Here is a 16147-nt window from a genome sequence, read left to right as displayed (position 1 = left end):
CGTTGTTGGCGGAGCGCTGCGACCTGTCGTGCTATCTACGTCGGCCTGCCGATTGCTCGGCGGACAAACTGCGCTGGACCTACACGGACGCTTTAGACCGGCGGTATCCATGGTGCGCATGGCGGTGACTCATCGAGTCAGCGGCACGACCAGATTCAATTCGCACAGGCCTGGAAGCCGTAACCTTCAGGCAGCGGGCGCGGATGGGGTGTAGCGTTTCCAGGCATTGGCCTGCTTGCCAATCGATGTGGTGACCTCCATCGTTCTGGCGTGCTGTTCAACGCTGATGAATCGGTTGTCCTTGAAGAGGCGCATGAGCAGTTCGATGACCTGGACTTTTTCGACCAGTACCGACAGGTGTGGTCGCTTGTCCTGAGTCGCGTTTGCCCGGGCAATGAGCATGAGCACGTCAATGCACTCGTCGATCACTCGCCGCCCCAGCGACTGTTTAAGTTCGCGGGGAATGTTCTTGGTGAGGTTCGTGGCCATCTGCAACAAGCCGCTGGCGGCCTTGAAGATGGAAAGCTCGGTATGCATTGCCATGGCATGCCCCTCCTTGGGTGGCCGCCCGTTGCCGGGCGGTTAAATGAATGAATTACTGAATAATTTCGCTGCGGACGGGGCGGACACGGAGCTCGCTGTCCTTGTCGTTGCTGTGCTGACAGCCAACACCGAAGTCCAAGCCGAATGCGTCGTAGGCGGAGCGCTGCGAAGACGACCAATACCAGGCGCGCTGGAAGGCCTCTGGGCCGCCAGAGCGGAACGCCTCGTGCACGGTCTGGCCTGGGCTTTCCTCCGTGTAGAGCTGGCCTGCTGGCTCGCTGTTGAGGTTCTCGCCATCGCGGTTCCAGCAGTAGTTTTCCTCGGTGGTCGGCTTGAAGTGGCGGCACTGCAGCTCCTGCACATCACGTGCAGGGATCGCCCAGTCGTTGTGGCCGCCGATGTTCAGCGCCAGGACCTGCTGGGCAATGGCGCTACCAGCAGCGGCCATTGCCTCGGTGTTGGCGCGGCTGTTGGTGAAGCTCTCGGCGCCATGGATCTTCTCGCCATACTCGCCCCAGCGGCCTTGAAGTTCATGCTCGGCGCCGGCGGTGATCCACAGGTGGCGCTCGCCGGTTTCCGGATCGCGGGTGATGCCGGTGACGAAGCCGCCGCCGTAGGCCTTGCCGATTGCTGGGAGGGTGGTGGATTGTGCTGCTTTCTCAACTGCGCTCATGTGCTGCTCCTTGTGTGCAGGCAACAAAAAGGGCGCCGATGCGCCCGTTTGTTCGAATGGATGAAGGATTAAATGAAGAATCTGCGGACGGGGCGGACACGGAGCTCGCCGCTCTTGCCGTAGCTGCCCTGAAAGCCAGCACCGAAGACCACGTTGAATGCGAAGTGGGCGGAGCGCTGCGAACTGCTCCAGTACGCCCCCTCGGTGATCAGCCCGTGGACCCAGGCCTGGTAGAGCTGGGATGCGGCCGGAAGGTCGAAGTCGGCATGGTCGTCAGCGCGGTATGCCCGGGCGGCTTCAGCAGCAGGGTGGCCGCCCTCGGCGATCAGGATGTCGGTATTCGCCTTGCCGTCGTTCCGGCTTATCGCTTTCGATTCGGTGTTCCGGCCACCCCACTCATGCTCGCCAACATCGCTTTCGGCGAGGATCAGGTAGTGCGCTGGCACGTCGCCGATGGCCGGCACGAAGCCGCCGTTGATGCCGCCCTGGCCAGGCCATGGCTGGCCGACAGCAGGGATATCGGCCTGCGCGATCGGCTGAACATTGGCCGCAGGGGGTAGCACCTGGGCAAACACGCTGGCGACCGCCAGCTTCGCGAGGGAGGACGCCGGCATCTTGATCGTCGTGTCGCCGTGCTTCAAAGTGATCATTTCAGGTTTCATGAGTGATCCTCAGGATGGCGCCGCCCTCCATGGCTGGATGCGGCATGGTGGCAATTTGGTTTTGGATGGGGTATTACGGGTGACCGGCATGCGGCCGAATCGAGGAGCGTTTTATGTCATTTGAAGAAGATGATGGACAAAGCGGATATGTCAGTGAGCTTCTCGAGGGAGGCTATTTACAGGGGCCTGAAATCGGAGCGGCTAACGCATTTATCAAGGATGAGGAACTGTCGCAAGCCCAGCAAAACGTCTTTGATAATTTTGTTCTGCGAAAACATGATCCCGGCGCCTGCAAAAGGTGTCGTAATGGCATCGACTGGCCGGAGAAGTATGAGGCAAAACACAACGGCGGCTTTTGTGGTCGCTGCGCAAACGTCATCCACAAGGCCGATCAGGATGATTGAGCGGCACGTCAACGGGGAATGGCTTCGCACCCAGGCTCTCGCTTCAACTCAGCCCTGCTGGCCGCTTCAAACCGTCGAGCTAGTTTTGGCGATATCTTAAAAGCTGGCGCGTCGGGCTTTTTCAGGCGGCGCGCCTGCTCTCGATGGTCAACAGCGATGAACGCCCGGTGCAGGTCCTGCAGCAGCTCCTGCAACTGAGTGTAGCCGTGAGCCTTCATCGCCTTGGCCATTTCCGCACGCGTCCCGGCTGCTGACTCCACAGGCAGCGTCTCTATACCCAGGCGCTCGGCTTCGGCCTTCCTCCTGTCGCGGTAATCCGCCGAGTGCTTCGCTGCACCCGTCTTCTTCTCGGCCATGGCCGGTACCTCCCAAGCCGCTGGGCGGCAAAGTGATCTGCTGCTGGCGCCGGCCGTGCCGTGCGCGGTTGAGTGCTCGCCGGATCATGCCGACCCGCCGAGGGTGATGCTGTTCTCTTGGGCTATCAGCCTGATGCGCGTATGGCTGGTCTTCATCGCCTCGCCGATCTCCTGGGCGTTCAGGCCCTGGGCTGCCAACTCGCGCACCATGGGCGCCGCTGCGTCACGTGCGGCGCGCTGCTTGCGCTGGTGCGGGTTCTTCATGCCGCAGCATTCGCCGCTCACGCCGGAAGGGATCACAACGGGGCGCCGGCCTGCCGCAAAGAACTGGTCGATCTGCGCGCTGAGGTCGGCCATCACCTGAGGCCGTGGGTCGGGAATAGGGCTGCCGATGTTCATTGCCGGCCTGCCTTGCGATCAGCCGCGGCTTCCAGCGCTTGGGCGGTGTTGACCGCAACCTTGTAGTTGAAGCAGAACACCCGGGTCTTGCCCGTGGCGCGCTCGATGATGTGGTAGGCCTTGCCCTTAGCGACGACCTGGTAGCGCACCGACTGGGCCGGCGCGGTCAGGCCGAGGATGACGTGCAGGTTTGCCGGCGGCAGGGTGGTTCGTGCACGCATCGCGGCCAGGCCGTCGACGCGCTGCTGCATGGATGGGTGCATGGGGATCTCCAAGGGACGGGCAAGAAAAAGCCCGGCGTACCGGGCTGGCTCAGTAAGTACCACCTCACGTGAGCTACCGAGGCCGCATGTGGCGGCACGGCAAGGGCTGGCGGTTACATGGCGGCATCCTCCGTTGTGCGCCACTGGGAAAGCAGTGGCCACCTATGAGTGCAGCTCCACGCTCTCAGCGCGGCGCAGCACGCGAACCTGGGCAATGCGCCGTTCAGGCGCCCGGCGGTCGCGGCGCATCGGGTCACCACCGCCGGCAGCAAGTGAGTGCATGGCGATCAGTGCGACGAGCACAAAGCACATCGGGCTGATGATCTGGCGCTTCATGGCCTCGGCGACCAGGGCGGCGCGGCGGTGTACGCCAAGCTTGAACATGGCGTTTTCGATGCGGTTGGCGACGGTGCCGGGCGAGATCTTCATTACGCGGGCAATCTCTTTGGCGGTCATGCCCTGGGCAACAGCCAATAGTGCTTCCAGCTCTCGCGGAGCCAGGCCCTGTCCGAGCCGGCCGGTCCATGAGCCGCAGGTGATCGTATCCATGATTTATCTCGGTAGTGCGCCGTCCAGGGCTTTGCGCAGCTCAAGGACAAGCGCGGTAGGTAGGGTGAGGGATCTGCTGTCTTCGTCGACTGCACCGAGCGATGCAATCAAGTTGCGCGAAGCGATATGCACGGCTTCGAGTCGAGGTTTCGGTATCGCTGGGCCCTTCATCGTGCCCGCCGTGACCTTCTTCTTGCCGCTGGCCTGTGCCTTCTCCAGCTCGGCACCCAGTACCTTGCCGGCGCCGTCGCCGTGCTCGCGCACCACCTGTGCGGCGGTCGTTGCTGACACATGACCCGCCGCAACCAGGTTTTGCACGTCTGTGTTCGCGTTGCCTACGGTTAGCACTTGCTCAACGTGCTGTCGCGTCTTGCCGACTTTCTTGGCGATCTGCTCGGGCAACCACCCGAAGGCGCGCAACCGCTTATAGCCCTCGGCCAGCTCAAGAGGCGAGAGCTTCTCGTTCTCCTGGCTGGAAATTATCCGAGCAACGCGGTCGGCATCACTGCCTTCGAACGCAATCACAGGCACCCAGGCTTCGAGGATTTCGGGGTTGTCCTTGTTGGGCGTTCGAGGCAGCCGCCCAGCTTGATCTAGCTTGAGCATGGCCCGTCGTCGGCGGTGACCATCTACGATCCAGACCCCGCCATCAGCCCGCGGCCGCACTTCAAGGGGCGGGATCTGGCCGCCGTTGGCGATGAACTCGGCCAGCAGCTCAATGCTTGCTTCGAGGGCTTCACCCTCAATGCGCAGGTTGAAGCCGGGTTCCTCGTTGAGGTCTTCCAGCTTCACCCGCATGGCGTCTGCGCGGCGCACATCGCCATCCTTGATCATTTGCTTGAATGACTTGGTCATGCAATTAACTTCCGTAAGGGTGGGCTGCATTGGTCGTAACGCTCGCTGCCATGAACCTCCCGGACCAGGGGAGGGCGAACGTCACGACCAATGCAGCCTGGTGCTGCCCAGGCTGCCGCTTAAAGTTGACTTTGCAGCTCAAGCGATTGAAGGAATGAATTACTGAAGGAATCTGCGGACGGGGCGGACACGGAGCTCGTTGAGCTTGCCGCTGTAGCCCTGACAGCCACCACCGAAGTACATGGTGAATGCGCTGTAGGCGGAGCGCTGCGAACTCGAAATGTAGTACCAGTCCGTCGCGAACGATTCCGGCGCGTACTGCCATGCGTGGTGAATCTCACCAATTGCGGCCAGGTAGAAGTCCTTGTGGCCGTCAGCTTCGTACTCTGCTGCTGCGATTGCGGCCGGATGCTTGCCTTCGCGAGCAATCAGGGTATTGGTATTGGCTCGACCATCGGTGCGGCTGAGGGCTTCTACCGAGACGCCGTAGTCCCCGAAGGCGTGACGACCTGGCACATCGTTCGCTGCCGCGATTAAGTGGCAGAGGCCTTCTGGGTAATGTCGAAGGCCGAGGTAGATACCGCCTTGGCCTGGCCAGGGCTTGCCAACGGCCGGCGGGGTGAGCTGCTGCTGTGCGTTCATTGAGTCGTTCCTGTGTCGGGTGGGGGCGGGATGCATCGGGAACCACACTCCGGGGCAAACCGGGTGTCGGGACGCCTCACCAAAGGGCGAGGCGCTACCCACGCTCACAATTCGCGGCGATCAACTCGCGTTCAGTGTGGTTCCCGATGCAGCCTGCGATGGGGAGTAGGGCATCGGGCAGTTAACGTCAGGCTGACGTGGCGCTGGTTGGTCAGTCAGTGAAATCCACGCGAAACATCACTCGCCTGATAGAAAGGTGATGATTTCCGTAGAATCCGGCCTCGCTACTGGCGACAGGCCAGGGTAATGCGTCAGTTGTGTTGGCCAGTTACCCGCCGCTGATTGCAAGGCTGGCCGTTCGTCGTCGGTGTGGGCTTCGAGCTTCCTTCCCGCGGCGTCAAACAGCATCTGTTCGCCACGGATCACAGGTCCTTACAACATGCACGCTACAGCTCTGAATGCCCGGCTGAATGGGGCAGGGTGCATGAGGTCCGGCGCGCCCAGCCGAAGCTATCGGGCACGCTAATTCAATTTGGTGTTTCCGCTCCCGCTTACCGAGGTCGATACGGCCAATCCCAGGGAGCCGCATGGCTATGTGGATTCGCTAACGCCTTTCCCGGCAGAAGCTTGAATCGGTTTGGTTTTTAAAGAGCGGTGAGGCTTGAGGACCTCCCGAGGGGCTGTGTAGCGCCTCGATGGGTGCAAATATGTACCAATGGTTCACAGTCGTCAAGTACCAAAAGTACACATTTTTACTGCGGCCACAAAAAAGCCCGCACAAGGCGGGCAAGGGAGGGATCAAGAAATCAATCTTCGGCGGGCACTGTCCAGGTCAGCAGCACCGAGCCGTCATCCCGATGCTCGAGCGCTACGTTGTCGTTCTCGATCACCTCGTCCAAGAAACGCTCCCAATCGTGGGCGGCTTCATGATCCTCCTTGGCGATCACCGCCGATCTGGCTTTCTGCGCGGCCGGCGAATTGATGGCCTTTTGAATGCGGGAACCCATGATTTCGTAGGGCGTGGGCGGAGCAGGGGTTTTGGGTTTCGACTGCTGCTTGGCCATTGCTGATCCTCCATTTACTGTATGTATAAACAGTAATTTATCTAGGGGTAGCTGGCAATACTGTATGGGGCACATTTGTGCTCCCGTTGCGCGCAGGCATGAAAAAGCCCGCCGAGGCGGGCTGATGCCTAGACGAGAAAGGGAGTTAATCGCCGTCAGCTTGGTCAGTGTAGCTCAGGATCTACACTCAAGCTCCCGCGCTCGATAAATTGGCTGACCTCAAGCAGCAACACATCGATTGCATCCAAGGCCTCGGCGATGCTTCGGAGTGAATCCTCCGGGTAATTTCGGCTCGACGAGGAAACGCCATTCATCGAACTGGCAAGTGCAAGCTGTGCGTCTGCCAGCCGAGGGAGCAGGTCAAGCGTGAATTTGTCGGTGACCATGGCGAGACCCTCTGAAGGTCAGATCAGAATAGCAGGCATGAAAAAGCCCACCGAGGCGGGCTTTATGAGATTCAGTTTTTCGGCGTATCTGCTTTCGATTCTGCGCGAATCTTCATCTCAGTGACGGCTCGGGATATCTCCTTGGCGTCATCACCAATCGATTTAATATCCTCACGGATGTAGCCGCTGAAGCGAGCATTTTCTTCTTTCTGCGCTGAGAGCCCCCATTGCAGGGTGCCCATGAACACTGCCAAGACAGCGATAGCTGTACCGATTGACCACCATTTTGCGTTCTGCAGGGCGTCGACAGTCCGTTGGTTTGCGGTGTTGAAATCGCTGACAGATTTAGCGATGTCGGAAACCTTGCGATCTAGGCGCTCCTCGATCAGCTGCAGTTTTGTATCGATTTCTTCGCGAGTGATATCGTTCATGCTGTCAGTATGGTCTTTAGGTTCTGACTTGTCACTTTTCGATCGCCCAGGCAAAAGATCTCTATAAAACGACGTCTCATCTGATCTTTGCTTTTCTAGCGCTAGCTCCATCGCTGCCAGCACGTCGTCAAGGCTTTTGCCGGTGTTTGTGGCAATCCTCATGCCTTCCGGAAGATGATGATCCTCGAAGAGGCGTTCAGAGGCCATCCTTTAAACCCTCGGTAACCTTGATCCTTGCTTGCACCATCGCAGCATTCAGAAAAACTGTATTAGCGCAGGTAAGACAGACAATAGCGTAGTGGAAGTTTGGGTAGTCTCGGCCGTTCATTTGGAGTCGCTTGCCGTCCGGAAGCAAGACGGGAAAATCGCAAGGCGTAACAAGATCGCGCATCGGGGCGTCGCCAATTTTGATGCCGACTGTTGAGCATCCCCATTGCTCGCCAGAGCAAACTGAACATTTAAATTTCGATCCGCTTACAGGGGCGACCGTATCGAGATACTTGAAAATCTTCTGAGGTTCACACCAGTAGTCCATTTCATGAATGTTGCCAACACTCAACATTTCAGGATCGTCAGTCATCATTCTATCCTTTGAGAAAATTCGTTTAGGCTTGCTGTGCTAGATATCTGCGCTGGACCTGATGATGCGTTGACCCTTCACTTCCTCCGAATACCCCTCCAGCCGATCCTCTCCATCCTGCATCACCTGGCAGATCCTGATCACTGCCTGGGCGTCAGCCTCATTCCCGGCTTCACTCAGGCGCACGGCGATCCTCATCAGCTCGACCGCTGACCATTTGAGGTCAGAGGCCAGGCCTTGTAGGTCGCGGCGAAGGTCCTGGTTGGAGGTGGTTAAATTCACATTCCGCTCCTGGCGATCAGTCCGTCCTGAACGTCGTCTGCGATATCAAGGATGACTTCATGCTGTCCTCGGAGGGTCTTGCTGACCTCCAGCAGCGCCATGGCATCATCGGGCAGGCCTGCATCATTGATGCGCCTAGCGATTTCGATGACTTCCAGCGCAATCCAGTCCAGAGTGGCAGCATGGCCGTCGAGGTCTTCGTAGAGTTCTTGGTTGGGTTTGGTTAGGGGCATGGCTTACTTACCGCTGGCATTTAAGGGGCATTTGCTAAGGCAGCTCGCCTGTTTGGAGCAGGTTCAGAAAATCCCCGGCACTGATGATGAATGCACCTGCTTCTTGCGCTTTGACAACCTTGCTCGGGCCGGCGTTATCGCCATAACAGAGAAAAGTCAGCGACTTACTTGGTGTTTTAAGTACCTTCATGCCAAATCCCTCGGCTAGCAGCTCCAGCTCGGACCTATAGGAGGCGGAAAATCCGGTGAAAAGAATAACGTTCGGGCCATTCGAGGATTTCCTAGCCGCCTTGTTAGACATGGCGGCTGCCGCTGCGAGATCTGAGGGCTTAGGTCTTGGTGCGGGAGGCGCTGCGTCCTTGAGCAACAAATCCTCGCCCAGAAGGAATTCCACGATCCGATCCTTGCGGAACGTTTTAGGGAAAGCGTCACCGCTAGCTCTGCCTTGGATATAGCTGGAGTTTTCGGACCACTGAAGAAGCTCGCGCTCCGTTGTTAGGCCCTTCGAATCGCAATACCTAAACTTAATAATGCTCACATTGCCGCTCCCTGGTGCTTGCTCTTACTCTCGGTCAGATAGGTGCGGCTACTTCTTCTTCGCCATCGCTCTGCTGGCTTGCAAGCTTGCGAAGATCTGGAGTGAAAGTTACTACCATCCCAGTCTTTGAGCAGGTCAGAGTGATCTCGGCATCCATGTCTATTTCAAGGTCTTGACCGCGCAGCCCTTGCCATTGGGCTAGATAGTGTAGTGACCCGAACTTTTCACGCTTCTTGAGTTTTTTGCTGACGCCGCCCTTCCAGTTCAGCGGCGGGAGCTCCTCCGCTTTGGCGCATGCAGCTAACTCTGGCTTCTGATCCGCGAGCTTACGGCCGATCTCCCAAGACTTAATCAACCCTAGATCGGCACCCCTCCAAACCGAATTCCAGTCTATGTCGAGTCGCTCTGGCTCGGAGTGACTACGGTGAATTCTTCGACTCATTGCTGACTCATCCATGATGCTATACGGCTCGTTGTTTGGAATTATCGCGGGCTTTTGCCTTGCGAAGGGCGGCGGCATTGCTAATGCGAATCTGCTCTTTTAGATCTCGGCGCAGTTGCTGGTTGGGCCTGGTTAGGGGCATGGCTACAGAACTCCACCGCGCCAAATGACTCGACCCAGGATGCGGTGCTCATGGATTTCCCCGTCTGGCACTTTCAGATCTGCATAGAGCGCTTTGTCCGGGTTGTCGCTGCGAATGATCCAACCATCCAAATCGGAGAAGATCAGCCGCTTGACGATGGCGCCCTTGTTCTCGCTGAAGAGCGCGAACACCTGCCCATCCACGGGATCGATCCGTGACTCATCAATCAACAAAACGTCGCGATCACTGATGGTCGGCTCCATGCTTGATCCCTGGGCGTAAATGACCTTCAGGTTCTTCGGGTTAAGCCCCATGAACCGGATCCACTCGCGCTTGAATGCAAGTGTCCCCCTCACCTCGACATGATCATTAGATTGACCAGGGCCCGCCGAAACCAAGGCGGTGTACTGCTTGATGTGGACGTAGGTGTCCTCCTCATCTTCGTCGGTAGGGAAGCTGGGTATGTCGACTGGCTGCGCGGATAGTGGCTTTGTAGCAGACTGATCATCATCTCGCATGCCCCCGCGCCCATACTCAAGCCATTCAACACGCACCTTGAGCGCAGAGGCTAGGGCAAGCATCTTGGCCCCGCCTGGCATTGACTCTCCGTTCAGCCACTTACTGCTGGCCTTGGGCGTCACTCCAGCGAGTTTCGCAAGACGAGCACCAGCGCCCCACGAAGGAATTTCGTTGGCGATCAGGGCTTCTCTCAAGCGCGCCGCGAAGGCCGCTCGTATTTCTTCTATCTGAACCATAGGTTCAATATCGCACGCGCTTGCATGTACTTTCAGTTCCGACATAATATGTACTGACAGTTCATATTTCGTTTGGAGGCCCCATGCAGGAGCTCAAGAAGGCAATCGATGACGCAGGCGGCGTAACTGCCGTTGCGCTCGCTTGCGGGAAAACGCCGCGCGCCGTCTACAAGTGGCTCACCGCTGGCTGCCTCCCGCGCACCGAATACACCGGCGAAACAACCTACGCCGAAAAGATCGCAGCCCTGGCCAAGGCCAATGGAAAGCCGCTCAAGGCTCAGCGCCTTCTGGCTGCCACTGCGCCAACCAAGACCGCCGCCTAATCAATTCCAACCGCAAGGAGCAGTACCCGCATTGCGCACGACGAGCGCGTCCGTTGCACAGCAATGACAGGGTCAACTGAGTCAATTATCCATCCACTGGCACACCGCCAGTAGATGACCAAAACACCTGTGAATGTATCCAGCAGGAGAGGTCGATGAGCAGCGAACAGATCAGCACTTGCACTGAGGCGGCCACGCGCAATGTTCGGCCGCGCCTCTTTGGCCTGGATCGGGAAGTTGCCGTGCAGGCTATCGCTGCACTGGCTCGAGGCACTCCCGTGGAGGCCGCTTACCAGATCCTGGCGGGTATCGAAGCGCTGGATGCCGGTCCTGAAGCGCCCTTGGTGGTTTTGTGGCCCAAAGGGAATGGCTTCGAGACGATTGAGGACAGGGCTGCCTGGCACGAGGCCGAGAAGGAACGCTTGCTGTACGCCGCGGGCGAGCCAGAGCGTGTTCGCAAGCTCGCCGAACGGTTGATGGTGACTGGCGATGGAGGTTCGGCATGAGCCTGGTCGCACAAATCTTCCTTGCTTGTGCCGCCCTGCTCATGGCTTACGCCCTAGGGCACATCGCCGGTCGCTCTCGACGCCGCTCAACCATATCTGTGGCAGATCGTTGGCCTGTTGCACACGTCCAGTTCGATCCGGAGATGTCGCAGGAAGACATGCTGAGGTTCATCAAATCGGTAGAGGCCGCGATCTGGGCGGGGCGATCAACTAAAGCCCAAGGCCTTGAGAATAGCCGCGCCTGCGACCAGAGGGACTAGCCAAGTGAGCAGCGTTTTGATCTTGGCCTTGTGGTTCTCCCACAGCCGCCTCAGCGGCGGCCTATCGATATCCAGCCACGGGTTCGGCCCATCAATGGCTTTGTATTTGTCGTCCCAGTGCCTGATTTTCTAGGCGCTAAACGCTTCCTTGAGTTTCTTCATGCCAAGTCCCCATGACTGTCGTTTCGAGTGGAGTCAAAACGATATCACGGAAGGCTTGGCGCCCATTTGAGCGCCTGAATTGCAGGCATAAAAAAACCGCCTGGCAGGGCGGCTTCTTCAACAACATAACGGGGTCGATTATGCACATTGCAATCGATGTAAGCAATACCAGCCCTATCGCGTCAGGTTTCGGTTTCTCCGCGAACCTGTCGCGTCAGGTCGATTCACCGAGGGCTAAAGCGTGAGCACCATCATCATGAGCGCTTGCTGGCCGCTGCAAGGCATGAGCGGGCCTCAAAAGGCTGTATTGATATCGCTTGCGGACAACGCAAATGACGAGGGCGTTTGCTGGCCCTCCGTTGCCCGAATCGCGGAACGAACCTGCCTTGCGGAAAGGACGGTTCAAACTGCTATCAAGTGGCTGTGCCAGGTCGGGCTGCTGTCCATCCGTGAGCGGATGGGGCGATCGACAATGTACACCCTAACCCCAGCAGCATATGCACCCCCGCAAGAGCCGCACCCCGCAGCAGCCGCACCACCACCCCCGCAGCTCACGACAGAAACCCCCGCAGCAGCTGCACCCAGAACCGTAATAGAACCATCAAGTGAACCGTCATCCCTTGGTGGCGATGGGGCGCCCCGGAAGATCTCGAAGCCGAAGTGCCCGGCTCAGGCAATCGTCGACCTGTTCAACTTGACGATTCCAGAGTTTCCTCGGGTCGTGATGCTGACCAAGGATCGGATTGCGAAGATCGGGGCTCGCTGGAACGAGAGCGACGTGCACCAGGATCTCAACTTCTGGGCGGAGTACTTCGCATTGGTGCGTTCAAGCAAATTCCTGATGGGCGAGGTGTCCGCTGCTGGTGGGTCTCCATTCCGGTGCAACTTCGATTGGCTCATTGCGCCGACCAACTTCGTGAAAGTCGTGGAAGGAAATTACAATGCGTGACCTGCACAGCGTAGAGGCCGAGCACGGCCTGCTGGGCGCGATGATGATCCGCCCCGAACTCATCGACACCCTGCGCGATGACCTGACTCCTGAGTCGTTCTACTTCGCCGAGAACGCCGATGTGTTCCGCGCGATCATGGCGACGCGATCTGCTGGCAAGGCCGTGGACTTCCTGACCGTGGCCGACCAGATGGGCGTCTGGTCGTTTGAGGGCACGCCCCTCGGCTACTGCGCGGAAATCGTCAACAACACGCCGAGCGCCGCAAACGCCAAGACCTACGCGGGAATCGTGCGAGAGCGAGCCATCGAGCGCGCCTTGTATGACCTTGGCGGGCAGGCCATGGAGATCGCTCAGGATACTGGCGACGTGCAGGCGAAGATCGCAGCCATCCAGGCGGCGGCCATGGCTATCGATAGCAGCGCCGGGGATGACGACATCGTCAAGGCTGGCGATGTCATCGCCGACCAGGTCGAGGTGTGGCAAGAGCGGCACGATCGCCTGGCTCGCGGTGAATCGCTGATTGGCATCTCTACCGGCCTGAAGGACCTGGACGACAAGCTGGGTGGCTTGCAGCCGGATAATTTGTACATTGTCGCCGGCCGCCCCGCGATGGGCAAAACCACCTTGGCCATGGGCTTCATCGCCGAAGCCGCTATCCGCCAGAAGAAATCGTCCTTGGTCATCAGCCTGGAAATGAACAAGGGCCAGCTGATTGACCGGCTGACCGCGTCAGAAGGGCGAATTCCGCTCACCCTGATCAAGAACGGAGCAGCTTGCCAGAGCCATGGTGCACAGCTCTCGGTAGCCGCCACAGCGATTCACACCGCGCCGCTGTACATCGCTGATCGCGCCGGTACCAGCATCGGGCGCATCCGTGCCCTGGCTCGACGCCACAAGCTGCGTTATGGCCTCGATCTGTTGATGATCGATTACCTGCAGCTCACGGAGGGTGAGGGGGGCAACCGCACCGAGGAAGTCAGCAGCATCAGCCGTGGCTGCAAGCTGCTGGCCAAGGAGCTAAGTATTCCGGTCGTGCTGCTCAGTCAGCTCTCTCGCAAGTGCGAAGAGCGTCCGAACAAGCGCCCGATCCCATCCGACCTGCGCGAGTCGGGGGCTATCGAGCAGGATGCCGACGTAATCCTCTTCGTGTACCGCGACGAGGTCTACAACGAAAACACGGACTCCAAAGGGATCGCCGAAATCATCATCGGCAAGGGGCGAGACGTGGAGACCGGCACGGTTCGAACCGCCTTCCTCGGGCAGTACAACCGGTTCGAAAACCTGGCCGCCGGATGGGTGCCCGAACCGAAGGCCCAGCCTGAAAAAGTCACCAGCCTGGCCAGCCGCTATGCCAACAAGGATCGCTTCTGATGGCCGATCTGATGTTGGCCGCGCCCGACCTCGCAGAGTACCGATGGGCGCTCTATGCCTGCGGGCATCTGCTCGACCTCACCGCCGAACCTCACCCGCCCGTGGCTCTCTATCGCGACGAGCAGTCGGCGCGGCTGCACGGCCTGCGCATGTGGCCATCCACCTTCACCGTTGTTGACCTCCACAAGGACGACCGCTCATGAAGCAATCCAAGTTGACCAAAGCCGCGCGCGGCCGGGAATGCCAGGTGCGCATTCCGGGTGTTTGCAGCGGCAACCCCGAAACCACTGTGCTGGCCCACTACCGGATGTCCGGTACCTGCGGCGTCGGCATGAAGCCGAACGATCTGCAGGGCGCCTGGGCTTGCAATGCCTGCCATGACGCCTGTGACGGACGCAGCCAGTTGATAGGTCGCGCCGAAGCCCGCCAGCACCACGCCGAGGGCGTTATGCGCACCCAGGCCATTCTGATCCGCGAGGGGGCTGTCGCCGCATGAGCAGAACCATTTTCTTCACCCTCATGTGCGTCTTGGTTGTCGGCCTCGCGGCGGCTCTTTGTCAGGCTGGTGTAGGTCCTAGCGACTCTACAGCCTCCTTTTGGGCGATTGTCGCAATTGCCGACGCGATGGGGCTTGTGGGTTTTTTGTGGGGGCGCGACGAATGCTGAAAGCCAAGCCCCGCGTTTTTGCCCCGAAGAAGACTCGCGCCAAGCCCATCGACCGCGAAGGCCTTGAGCAGGCCTCACTGATGCACGAAGTCGCGCTGCGCTACCCGACAGCTGCCAAGCTGATCTACCACGTCCCGAATGGCGGGCACCGGCACAAGCTGGTGGCGCTCAAGCTGAAAGAGCAGGGCGTGAAGGCCGGTGTTCCTGACCTGGTGCTGCCGATGGCCCGCGGCGGACACTTCGGCTTGTACATCGAGTTCAAGGCCAAGCCGCCATTCGACGCTGCCGTGTCGCCGAGCCAAGACGCCTACATTCAGGCGCTGCTCGACCAGGGCTATCTGGCGATCGTCTGCCGGGGCTCCATTGATGCGCTGGAAGCAATCCGCGCTTACTTGCTGCAACCGCAGACCAAGGTGGCAGCATGAGCAAGACACTGACCGTTACCTTGTCCGATGCCGAGATTCGCCGGCACGCGGAAAGCGAGGTCCGCGACCTTCGAGACACCCGGCAGCCAGCCTTCCGCTTCCGCTACAAGCAGGACCGCGCCCGCGGCTCCTGGTACCTGGTCCATGGCAGTAAGTGGAGCAAGATCGCCAACTATCCGGACCTCAACACCAAGGCGGTGCTGAGCGTGCTGCCGGCCGTGCGCGCTCGGATAGCGGGCGAACCTGGCGCCGCTGTGTCCGTGGGCACCTGGCTCACCACTGGCCAGCTGTTGAAGTGGTTCGACGAGCGCATGAGTAAGGACCGCAATCTGTCGGACAAGCGCAAGTCCACCGCGCACTCGGCTATGACCAAACATTTGATCCCGCGCCTGGGCGATCTGCCGTTGGCGGAGGTGAGCAAGTCCGAGATCGACCAGCGCCTGATGTGGCCGCTGCAGGCCGAGCTGTCGCTGGAGTACCTGCGCCTGATTTTTCGCCTGCTGGCCCTGGCCTTCAAGCAAGCCGCTCGATTGAACATGATCACCACCAATGGCATGGCCGCCATTCGCTTCAGTGACTTCTCCAAGGCAAAGATCAAGCCCAAGCCCGCCCGTCTGCGGGACGTTCAGGTTGAAGGGCTACTGAGCCAGCTGGAAGAGCATTTTGCTCAGGTACCGGCCGAGGCCATGTTGGCTCTGATGATGCTGTCCCACGGCACCCGTGTATCCGAGACCCGCTTGGCGGCGTGGCGGGACTTCAGCCTGGAGGAGCGTCAGTGGCATATCCCGGCCAAGAACACCAAGACCCGGACCGAGCTGAACTTGCCGCTGACCGCGCAGGTGTGTGGGTTGCTCCAGCGCTACCGCAGTGCACAGGTAGCAAGTGGCTACAGCGGCCTGTATCTGTTCCCGGCCAAATCCGGCAAGCCGCTGAGCGACAGCCAGGCTTTTGCCGTCTTTACCCGCCTGGGGCGTGGCGAGTGGACCAGCCATGACCTGCGCAAAGTAGCGCGCACTGCCTGGGTGGATCTGGGCATCGACTTTCTGATTGGCGAGCTGCTGCTCAACCATGCGATGGGCCGGAACGTGCAGACCTACATCCATTCGTGGGTGGAGACTGGAAAGCGTGAGGCTCTGGAGAAGTGGCACCAATGGCTTGATGGGCGTGGCTTCACCTCGATTCACACCATTGCCGAGCCATTACGTGAAGTTTCGTGTTTTTCCGCAGAGGCCGCGATTGGCGCGGGCTCCAGCCATTCCAACGACAAACCATAGGCGAGGATTCG

28 protein-coding genes are annotated in these 16147 nt (G+C 59.4%); 10 read left to right on the top strand and 18 right to left on the bottom strand.

The genetic code is table 11. The features are described 5' to 3' along the window. Positions 1 to 186: 186 nt before the first annotated feature. The 3 genes from ACPRTJ_RS00305 to ACPRTJ_RS00295 all read right to left on the bottom strand — a co-directional run bounded on the left by ACPRTJ_RS00305 (position 187) and on the right by ACPRTJ_RS00295 (position 1878). Positions 187 to 543: a four helix bundle protein gene (locus tag ACPRTJ_RS00305; RefSeq protein ID WP_210014958.1), complete on the bottom strand. Its 357-nt coding sequence runs from the start codon at positions 541 to 543 to the stop codon at positions 187 to 189. A gap of 52 nt (positions 544 to 595) precedes the next feature. Then, on the bottom strand, positions 596 to 1216 hold the full coding sequence (locus ACPRTJ_RS00300; protein WP_426427733.1) for a DUF1566 domain-containing protein: 621 nt from the start codon (positions 1214 to 1216) through the stop codon (positions 596 to 598). 68 nt (positions 1217 to 1284) lie between these two features. Continuing rightward, on the bottom strand, positions 1285 to 1878 hold the full coding sequence (locus ACPRTJ_RS00295) for a DUF1566 domain-containing protein (RefSeq protein WP_426427731.1): 594 nt from the start codon (positions 1876 to 1878) through the stop codon (positions 1285 to 1287). Positions 1879 to 1991: 113 nt separating this feature from the next. On the opposite strand from ACPRTJ_RS00295, the gene ACPRTJ_RS00290 reads away from it, so the two are divergent. After that, a complete protein-coding gene (locus ACPRTJ_RS00290; RefSeq protein ID WP_210014955.1) occupies positions 1992 to 2282 on the top strand; it encodes a hypothetical protein in 291 nt (96 codons plus the stop codon). An 8-nt stretch (positions 2283 to 2290) separates the two neighbouring features. Here ACPRTJ_RS00290 and ACPRTJ_RS00285 read toward each other — a convergent pair whose 3' ends face one another. From ACPRTJ_RS00285 to ACPRTJ_RS00215, 15 genes are all read right to left on the bottom strand, one after another. Beyond that, positions 2291 to 2638: a hypothetical protein gene (locus ACPRTJ_RS00285; RefSeq protein WP_210014954.1), complete on the bottom strand. Its 348-nt coding sequence runs from the start codon at positions 2636 to 2638 to the stop codon at positions 2291 to 2293. A gap of 84 nt (positions 2639 to 2722) precedes the next feature. Then, positions 2723 to 3037 carry a hypothetical protein gene (locus tag ACPRTJ_RS00280; protein ID WP_426427728.1) on the bottom strand — a complete coding sequence of 105 codons (315 nt, stop codon included), beginning with the start codon at positions 3035 to 3037 and terminating at the stop codon, positions 2723 to 2725. Then, positions 3034 to 3300, bottom strand: a complete 267-nt coding sequence (locus tag ACPRTJ_RS00275; RefSeq protein WP_210014952.1) for a hypothetical protein — start codon at positions 3298 to 3300, stop codon at positions 3034 to 3036. The genes ACPRTJ_RS00280 and ACPRTJ_RS00275 overlap by 4 nt, the downstream gene beginning before the upstream one ends. A 162-nt stretch (positions 3301 to 3462) precedes the next feature. Next, positions 3463 to 3849: a response regulator transcription factor gene (locus ACPRTJ_RS00270; RefSeq protein WP_123753201.1), complete on the bottom strand. Its 387-nt coding sequence runs from the start codon at positions 3847 to 3849 to the stop codon at positions 3463 to 3465. A gap of 3 nt (positions 3850 to 3852) precedes the next feature. Beyond that, complete coding sequence (locus ACPRTJ_RS00265) at positions 3853 to 4704, bottom strand: ParB/RepB/Spo0J family partition protein (RefSeq protein ID WP_210014951.1); 852 nt, start codon at positions 4702 to 4704, stop codon at positions 3853 to 3855. 159 nt (positions 4705 to 4863) lie between these two features. Continuing rightward, complete coding sequence (locus tag ACPRTJ_RS00260) at positions 4864 to 5346, bottom strand: DUF1566 domain-containing protein (protein WP_426427725.1); 483 nt, start codon at positions 5344 to 5346, stop codon at positions 4864 to 4866. Positions 5347 to 6152: 806 nt separating this feature from the next. After that, the gene (locus ACPRTJ_RS00255; protein ID WP_210014949.1) at positions 6153 to 6410 is read right to left on the bottom strand and encodes a DUF1654 domain-containing protein; all 258 of its coding nucleotides are present in this window, start codon (positions 6408 to 6410) and stop codon (positions 6153 to 6155) included. 164 nt (positions 6411 to 6574) lie between these two features. Beyond that, on the bottom strand, positions 6575 to 6796 hold the full coding sequence (locus tag ACPRTJ_RS00250; protein WP_210014948.1) for a hypothetical protein: 222 nt from the start codon (positions 6794 to 6796) through the stop codon (positions 6575 to 6577). Between the two features lie 71 nt (positions 6797 to 6867). Next, positions 6868 to 7434: a hypothetical protein gene (locus tag ACPRTJ_RS00245; RefSeq protein WP_210014947.1), complete on the bottom strand. Its 567-nt coding sequence runs from the start codon at positions 7432 to 7434 to the stop codon at positions 6868 to 6870. Further along, the gene (locus tag ACPRTJ_RS00240) at positions 7424 to 7807 is read right to left on the bottom strand and encodes a hypothetical protein (RefSeq protein WP_210014946.1); all 384 of its coding nucleotides are present in this window, start codon (positions 7805 to 7807) and stop codon (positions 7424 to 7426) included. The genes ACPRTJ_RS00245 and ACPRTJ_RS00240 overlap by 11 nt, the downstream gene beginning before the upstream one ends. Positions 7808 to 7846: 39 nt before the next feature. After that, entirely contained in the window at positions 7847 to 8089 is a 243-nt protein-coding gene (locus tag ACPRTJ_RS00235) for a hypothetical protein (RefSeq protein WP_210014945.1), read from the bottom strand. After that, positions 8086 to 8322, bottom strand: a complete 237-nt coding sequence (locus tag ACPRTJ_RS00230; RefSeq protein WP_210014944.1) for a hypothetical protein — start codon at positions 8320 to 8322, stop codon at positions 8086 to 8088. Before ACPRTJ_RS00230 ends, ACPRTJ_RS00235 begins: the two co-directional genes overlap by 4 nt. A gap of 34 nt (positions 8323 to 8356) precedes the next feature. Then, complete coding sequence (locus ACPRTJ_RS00225; protein ID WP_210014943.1) at positions 8357 to 8716, bottom strand: BRCT domain-containing protein; 360 nt, start codon at positions 8714 to 8716, stop codon at positions 8357 to 8359. 178 nt (positions 8717 to 8894) lie between these two features. Next, entirely contained in the window at positions 8895 to 9302 is a 408-nt protein-coding gene (locus ACPRTJ_RS00220; protein WP_210014975.1) for a hypothetical protein, read from the bottom strand. A gap of 144 nt (positions 9303 to 9446) precedes the next feature. Continuing rightward, positions 9447 to 10244, bottom strand: a complete 798-nt coding sequence (locus ACPRTJ_RS00215; protein ID WP_408004349.1) for a S24 family peptidase — start codon at positions 10242 to 10244, stop codon at positions 9447 to 9449. A 38-nt stretch (positions 10245 to 10282) separates the two neighbouring features. Between ACPRTJ_RS00215 and ACPRTJ_RS00210 the strand changes: the two genes are divergently transcribed. The 9 genes from ACPRTJ_RS00210 (at position 10283) to ACPRTJ_RS00170 (ending at position 16136) form a co-directional block, all read left to right on the top strand. After that, positions 10283 to 10522: a carph-isopro domain-containing protein gene (locus tag ACPRTJ_RS00210; protein WP_100633219.1), complete on the top strand. Its 240-nt coding sequence runs from the start codon at positions 10283 to 10285 to the stop codon at positions 10520 to 10522. Between the two features lie 155 nt (positions 10523 to 10677). Further along, a complete protein-coding gene (locus ACPRTJ_RS00205) occupies positions 10678 to 11028 on the top strand; it encodes a hypothetical protein (protein ID WP_210014942.1) in 351 nt (116 codons plus the stop codon). Further along, positions 11025 to 11288: a hypothetical protein gene (locus ACPRTJ_RS00200; protein ID WP_210014941.1), complete on the top strand. Its 264-nt coding sequence runs from the start codon at positions 11025 to 11027 to the stop codon at positions 11286 to 11288. The genes ACPRTJ_RS00205 and ACPRTJ_RS00200 overlap by 4 nt, the downstream gene beginning before the upstream one ends. Positions 11289 to 11691: 403 nt before the next feature. Further along, positions 11692 to 12399 carry a helix-turn-helix domain-containing protein gene (locus ACPRTJ_RS00195; RefSeq protein WP_328825172.1) on the top strand — a complete coding sequence of 236 codons (708 nt, stop codon included), beginning with the start codon at positions 11692 to 11694 and terminating at the stop codon, positions 12397 to 12399. Then, positions 12392 to 13771 carry a replicative DNA helicase gene (gene dnaB, locus ACPRTJ_RS00190; protein WP_210014940.1) on the top strand — a complete coding sequence of 460 codons (1380 nt, stop codon included), beginning with the start codon at positions 12392 to 12394 and terminating at the stop codon, positions 13769 to 13771. Before ACPRTJ_RS00195 ends, dnaB begins: the two co-directional genes overlap by 8 nt. Further along, positions 13771 to 13974, top strand: coding sequence for a hypothetical protein (locus ACPRTJ_RS00185; protein WP_210014939.1), 204 nt, complete (start codon positions 13771 to 13773; stop codon positions 13972 to 13974). The genes dnaB and ACPRTJ_RS00185 overlap by 1 nt, the downstream gene beginning before the upstream one ends. After that, positions 13971 to 14267, top strand: coding sequence for a DUF1364 domain-containing protein (locus ACPRTJ_RS00180; RefSeq protein ID WP_210014938.1), 297 nt, complete (start codon positions 13971 to 13973; stop codon positions 14265 to 14267). The genes ACPRTJ_RS00185 and ACPRTJ_RS00180 overlap by 4 nt, the downstream gene beginning before the upstream one ends. A 163-nt stretch (positions 14268 to 14430) precedes the next feature. Continuing rightward, the gene (locus tag ACPRTJ_RS00175) at positions 14431 to 14862 is read left to right on the top strand and encodes a VRR-NUC domain-containing protein (protein ID WP_210014937.1); all 432 of its coding nucleotides are present in this window, start codon (positions 14431 to 14433) and stop codon (positions 14860 to 14862) included. Next, positions 14859 to 16136 carry a tyrosine-type recombinase/integrase gene (locus ACPRTJ_RS00170; RefSeq protein ID WP_210014936.1) on the top strand — a complete coding sequence of 426 codons (1278 nt, stop codon included), beginning with the start codon at positions 14859 to 14861 and terminating at the stop codon, positions 16134 to 16136. The genes ACPRTJ_RS00175 and ACPRTJ_RS00170 overlap by 4 nt, the downstream gene beginning before the upstream one ends. Positions 16137 to 16147 lie beyond the last annotated feature (11 nt).

Source organism: Pseudomonas palmensis (genome assembly GCF_049942755.1).
Taxonomy (GTDB): Bacteria; Pseudomonadota; Gammaproteobacteria; order Pseudomonadales; family Pseudomonadaceae; genus Aquipseudomonas; species Aquipseudomonas palmensis.
The sequence above is the reverse complement of the archived record's forward strand: the minus strand, read 5'-3'. Positions and strand labels throughout refer to the sequence as shown.

What these genes read in the sequence shown, in the direction of transcription:
- ACPRTJ_RS00305 (WP_210014958.1), bottom strand. Translation starts at nt 543, where the DNA reads ATGGCAATGCATACCGAGCTTTCCATCTTCAAGGCCGCCAGCGGCTTG.
- ACPRTJ_RS00300 (WP_426427733.1), bottom strand. Translation starts at nt 1,216, where the DNA reads ATGAGCGCAGTTGAGAAAGCAGCACAATCCACCACCCTCCCAGCAATC.
- ACPRTJ_RS00295 (WP_426427731.1), bottom strand. Translation starts at nt 1,878, where the DNA reads ATGAAACCTGAAATGATCACTTTGAAGCACGGCGACACGACGATCAAG.
- ACPRTJ_RS00290 (WP_210014955.1), top strand. Translation starts at nt 1,992, where the DNA reads ATGTCATTTGAAGAAGATGATGGACAAAGCGGATATGTCAGTGAGCTT.
- ACPRTJ_RS00285 (WP_210014954.1), bottom strand. Translation starts at nt 2,638, where the DNA reads ATGGCCGAGAAGAAGACGGGTGCAGCGAAGCACTCGGCGGATTACCGC.
- ACPRTJ_RS00280 (WP_426427728.1), bottom strand. Translation starts at nt 3,037, where the DNA reads ATGAACATCGGCAGCCCTATTCCCGACCCACGGCCTCAGGTGATGGCC.
- ACPRTJ_RS00275 (WP_210014952.1), bottom strand. Translation starts at nt 3,300, where the DNA reads ATGCACCCATCCATGCAGCAGCGCGTCGACGGCCTGGCCGCGATGCGT.
- ACPRTJ_RS00270 (WP_123753201.1), bottom strand. Translation starts at nt 3,849, where the DNA reads ATGGATACGATCACCTGCGGCTCATGGACCGGCCGGCTCGGACAGGGC.
- ACPRTJ_RS00265 (WP_210014951.1), bottom strand. Translation starts at nt 4,704, where the DNA reads ATGACCAAGTCATTCAAGCAAATGATCAAGGATGGCGATGTGCGCCGC.
- ACPRTJ_RS00260 (WP_426427725.1), bottom strand. Translation starts at nt 5,346, where the DNA reads ATGAACGCACAGCAGCAGCTCACCCCGCCGGCCGTTGGCAAGCCCTGG.
- ACPRTJ_RS00255 (WP_210014949.1), bottom strand. Translation starts at nt 6,410, where the DNA reads ATGGCCAAGCAGCAGTCGAAACCCAAAACCCCTGCTCCGCCCACGCCC.
- ACPRTJ_RS00250 (WP_210014948.1), bottom strand. Translation starts at nt 6,796, where the DNA reads ATGGTCACCGACAAATTCACGCTTGACCTGCTCCCTCGGCTGGCAGAC.
- ACPRTJ_RS00245 (WP_210014947.1), bottom strand. Translation starts at nt 7,434, where the DNA reads ATGGCCTCTGAACGCCTCTTCGAGGATCATCATCTTCCGGAAGGCATG.
- ACPRTJ_RS00240 (WP_210014946.1), bottom strand. Translation starts at nt 7,807, where the DNA reads ATGACTGACGATCCTGAAATGTTGAGTGTTGGCAACATTCATGAAATG.
- ACPRTJ_RS00230 (WP_210014944.1), bottom strand. Translation starts at nt 8,322, where the DNA reads ATGCCCCTAACCAAACCCAACCAAGAACTCTACGAAGACCTCGACGGC.
- ACPRTJ_RS00220 (WP_210014975.1), bottom strand. Translation starts at nt 9,302, where the DNA reads ATGAGTCGAAGAATTCACCGTAGTCACTCCGAGCCAGAGCGACTCGAC.
- ACPRTJ_RS00215 (WP_408004349.1), bottom strand. Translation starts at nt 10,244, where the DNA reads ATGTCGGAACTGAAAGTACATGCAAGCGCGTGCGATATTGAACCTATG.
- ACPRTJ_RS00210 (WP_100633219.1), top strand. Translation starts at nt 10,283, where the DNA reads ATGCAGGAGCTCAAGAAGGCAATCGATGACGCAGGCGGCGTAACTGCC.
- ACPRTJ_RS00205 (WP_210014942.1), top strand. Translation starts at nt 10,678, where the DNA reads ATGAGCAGCGAACAGATCAGCACTTGCACTGAGGCGGCCACGCGCAAT.
- ACPRTJ_RS00200 (WP_210014941.1), top strand. Translation starts at nt 11,025, where the DNA reads ATGAGCCTGGTCGCACAAATCTTCCTTGCTTGTGCCGCCCTGCTCATG.
- dnaB (WP_210014940.1), top strand. Translation starts at nt 12,392, where the DNA reads ATGCGTGACCTGCACAGCGTAGAGGCCGAGCACGGCCTGCTGGGCGCG.
- ACPRTJ_RS00185 (WP_210014939.1), top strand. Translation starts at nt 13,771, where the DNA reads ATGGCCGATCTGATGTTGGCCGCGCCCGACCTCGCAGAGTACCGATGG.
- ACPRTJ_RS00180 (WP_210014938.1), top strand. Translation starts at nt 13,971, where the DNA reads ATGAAGCAATCCAAGTTGACCAAAGCCGCGCGCGGCCGGGAATGCCAG.
- ACPRTJ_RS00175 (WP_210014937.1), top strand. Translation starts at nt 14,431, where the DNA reads ATGCTGAAAGCCAAGCCCCGCGTTTTTGCCCCGAAGAAGACTCGCGCC.
- ACPRTJ_RS00170 (WP_210014936.1), top strand. Translation starts at nt 14,859, where the DNA reads ATGAGCAAGACACTGACCGTTACCTTGTCCGATGCCGAGATTCGCCGG.